Origin of the sequence: Synechococcus sp. R6-5 (assembly GCF_047461775.1) — a bacterium.
Lineage (GTDB): Bacteria > Cyanobacteriota > Cyanobacteriia > Thermostichales > Thermostichaceae > Thermostichus.
This window is the reverse complement of the sequence record NZ_JANSHV010000345.1, coordinates 1-3,397: the sequence shown is the minus strand read 5'-3', so window position 1 is coordinate 3,397 and position 3,397 is coordinate 1. Positions and strand designations below refer to the sequence as shown.

Here is a 3,397-nt window from a genome sequence, read left to right as displayed (position 1 = left end):
TGGTTTTTATTACCATCTATTTCAACTGCTCGCCCTAGCGGGCCGGAGGCCTTGTTCCCTGCCGCTAGCACCCTAGTCGACAACGGTTCTAAGGCAGCCTCAGCTCTCCTCTGATCACCAGCACCGCTTGCCCAGCAATCTCCACCCGTGAGCCTCGATCTCGGCACCACAGCTCGCCCCTGCGGGCCGAGAGCTGGTGAGCCTTCAAATCAAGTCGGCCCAGGCGTTTGGCCCAATAGGGCATCAAAAGACACTGGGCGGATCCCGTCACCGGATCCTCCGGGATCCCCAGCCGAGGGGCAAAAACGCGGCAGACAAAATCCGGCCCATTCCCCAGAGCCGCCCCAGAGGCTGTGACGATCAACCCCGGAACGGGGAGTGCTTGAACCTGGGCCAGATCCGGTTGCACCTGCTGCACCTGTCCCGCCGAAGCCAGCACCGCCACCCCCATACCCCCGCGGTACAGCTCCACAGGTGGGATCCCTAAAGCCGCTGCCACCTGCTCCTTGGCTTCTGGCCAAGGTTCCGGAGTTTGAGCAGGAAAATCCATGGCCAGGCGATCCCCTTGCCGCCGCACCTGCAACAGGCCACTGCGGGTGGAAAAGGCTACCCTCTCCGCCTCAGGATGCACCTCGGTGAACAGCACATGGGCACCAGCCAAGGTGGCGTGGCCACAGAGATCCACCTCCGTCGTCGGCGTAAACCAGCGCAGCCCATAGTGGGGAACCTCGCCCTGGGATCCCTGAGGCAGTAAAAAAGCCGTCTCCGATACATTGTTCTCCGCCGCAATGGCCTGCATCAGCGCCTCTGGCAACTCCTGGGGCAGCAGACACACCGCTGCCGGATTGCCGCCGAAAGGCACCGCCGTAAATGCATCCACCTGAAAAAACGGGATCCGCACGTTCTCAACCCAGCCCAACTCAGGCCATGATCCCACACCGGCACCAAAAGTAGGGGGATCCGCACCCCGACCGCACCTGCCAAAAGCGGGATCCCGCTGACAAAGGCTATTGTCAGGCCAGAAAGTTGGCTGATAAACTAGCACTCGTAAGTCGAGAGTGCTAAGTCGCTTCCCCTCGGGAAGCGGAATTAATGGAAAGAGGAGGACATTCGTCATGGCTGCAGTGGCTCTTAACGTCTCTACCCTGAAGCCGCTGGGCGACCGCGTGCTGGTCAAAATCGCTCAGCAGGACGAGAAAACCGCAGGTGGGATCTTCTTGCCGGACACTGCCAAGGAAAAGCCCCAGGTGGGGGAAGTGGTTGCTGTTGGCCCTGGCAAGCGCAACGACGAGGGCAAGCTGATCCCGATGGAACTGAAAGCCGGCGACAAAGTGCTCTACTCCAAGTATGCCGGAACCGAAGTCAAGCTGGGCAGCGATGAATATGTGCTGTTGGCCGAGCGGGACATTCTCGCCATTGTTCAGTAATGGTCAGTGATTCAGCAGCAGTTCAACGAACGATTGAATCCTTGAGACTCTGTTTCACCCTTACCTGCATTTGCATCGGAGAGGTTGACTATGGCCAAATCAATCATCTTCAGTGAAGAAGCCCGCCGCGCTCTAGAGCACGGCATGGATATTTTGGCAGAAGCCGTAGCCGTTACCCTGGGTCCCAAAGGGCGCAACGTCGTGCTGGAGAAGAAGTTTGGCGCCCCCCAAATCATCAACGACGGGGTAACCATTGCCAAAGAAATCGAGCTGGAAGACCACATTGAGAACACAGGCGTTTCCTTGATCCGGCAGGCGGCTTCCAAGACCAATGACACGGCTGGGGATGGCACCACCACGGCCACGGTCTTGGCTCACGCCATGGTGAAAGAAGGTCTGAAAAACGTGGCTGCCGGCGCCAACCCGATTGCCCTAAAGCGGGGGATCGACAAGGCGGTGAAGTTTTTGGTAGACAAAATCGCCGAACATGCCCGCCCGGTCGAAGATTCCAAAGCCATTGCCCAGGTGGCGGCCATTTCCGCCGGTAACGATGAAGAAGTGGGCCGCATGATTGCCGAGGCCATGGACAAGGTGGGCCGCGAAGGGGTGATCTCCCTGGAAGAAGGCAAGTCCATGACCACCGAGCTGGAAGTGACGGAAGGGATGCGCTTCGACAAGGGCTACATCTCTCCTTACTTCGTCACCGATACCGAGCGGATGGAGGCGGTTCTGGAAAACCCCTACATCCTCATCACCGACAAGAAGATCACCCTGGTTCAAGACCTGGTACCGGTTTTGGAGCAAGTGGCTCGCGCCGGTCGTCCTCTGCTGATCATCGCCGAAGACATTGAGAAAGAAGCGCTGGCCACCCTGGTGGTGAACAAGCTGCGGGGTGTGCTGAGCGTGGTGGCGGTGAAAGCGCCTGGCTTTGGGGATCGCCGCAAGGCCATGCTGGAAGACATCGCCATCCTGACCGGCGGTGAGGTGATCAGCGAAGAGCGCGGCCTGAAGCTGGAGAACGCTCGCCTCGATTCCTTCGGCACTGCCCGTCGCGTCACGGTAACCAAAGACAATACCACCATCGTGGCGGAAGGCAACGAAGCGGCCGTGAAAGCTCGTTGCGAGCAAATTCGCCGTCAAATTGAGGAAACCGACTCCACCTACGACAAAGAAAAACTGCAAGAGCGCCTGGCCAAGCTCTCCGGCGGCGTAGCGGTGATCAAAGTGGGCGCGGCCACTGAAACCGAGATGAAAGACCGCAAGTTGCGCCTGGAAGATGCCATCAACGCCACCAAAGCGGCGGTAGAAGAAGGGATCGTTCCCGGCGGCGGTACCACCTTGGCACACCTGATCCCAGTGGTAACCGAGTGGGCGCAAGCCAACCTGTCCGGCGATGAACTGGTGGGGGCCAACCTGGTCGCCCGCGCTCTGGGCGCTCCGCTGCGCCGCATTGCTGAGAACGCCGGCCAAAACGGCTCCATTGTGCTGGAGCGGGTGAAAGACAAGCCCTTCAACACCGGCTACGATGCCCAGAACGACGCCTTCGTGGATATGTTCGAAGCGGGCATTGTAGACCCGGCCAAGGTTACCCGTTCCGCCCTGCAAAACGCCGCTTCCATTGCGGGGATGGTGCTGACCACCGAAGCGATCGTGGTGGACAAGCCCGAGCCCAAAACCAACACGCCGGCAAGCAGCGGCAGCGGCATGAGTGACTACGACTACTGATCTGTTGATTGCCACAGGGAGGCGGATCCCTGAGGCTCACCGAAGAGCCCATGGGCACTTCGCTTCCTGGCCAGGCATCTTGGATGAATCTCTGGGGATCCCCTGGTGGGATCCCTTTTCTTGTGGATTTTCATCAAGACGCAGGCAATCCGGCGGGATCATTCCCAACGACCGTGAGACAGCAGCGAAACTGTTTGTGATGCTGATCCCCCTCTACCTTTGGGAGAGGGGCTGGGGGTGAGGGC

The 3,397-nt window shown here is 59.4% G+C and carries 3 protein-coding genes; 2 read left to right on the top strand and 1 reads right to left on the bottom strand.

Translation table 11 applies throughout. The features are described 5' to 3' along the window. Positions 1-88: 88 nt before the first annotated feature. Entirely contained in the window at positions 89-937 is an 849-nt protein-coding gene (locus NW818_RS13585) for a PhzF family phenazine biosynthesis protein (RefSeq protein WP_414424854.1), read from the bottom strand. A gap of 178 nt (positions 938-1,115) precedes the next feature. On the opposite strand from NW818_RS13585, the gene groES reads away from it, so the two are divergent. Both groES and groL read left to right on the top strand, forming a co-directional pair. Then, entirely contained in the window at positions 1,116-1,427 is a 312-nt protein-coding gene (gene groES, locus NW818_RS13580) for a co-chaperone GroES (RefSeq protein ID WP_011433225.1), read from the top strand. 90 nt (positions 1,428-1,517) lie between these two features. Beyond that, entirely contained in the window at positions 1,518-3,152 is a 1,635-nt protein-coding gene (gene groL, locus NW818_RS13575; RefSeq protein ID WP_011433224.1) for a chaperonin GroEL, read from the top strand. Positions 3,153-3,397: the final 245 nt, after the last annotated feature.

Excerpts from the sequence above, each read along its gene's own strand:
- groES (WP_011433225.1), top strand. The coding sequence starts at position 1,116 with ATGGCTGCAGTGGCTCTTAACGTCTCTACCCTGAAGCCGCTGGGCGAC.
- groL (WP_011433224.1), top strand. The coding sequence starts at position 1,518 with ATGGCCAAATCAATCATCTTCAGTGAAGAAGCCCGCCGCGCTCTAGAG.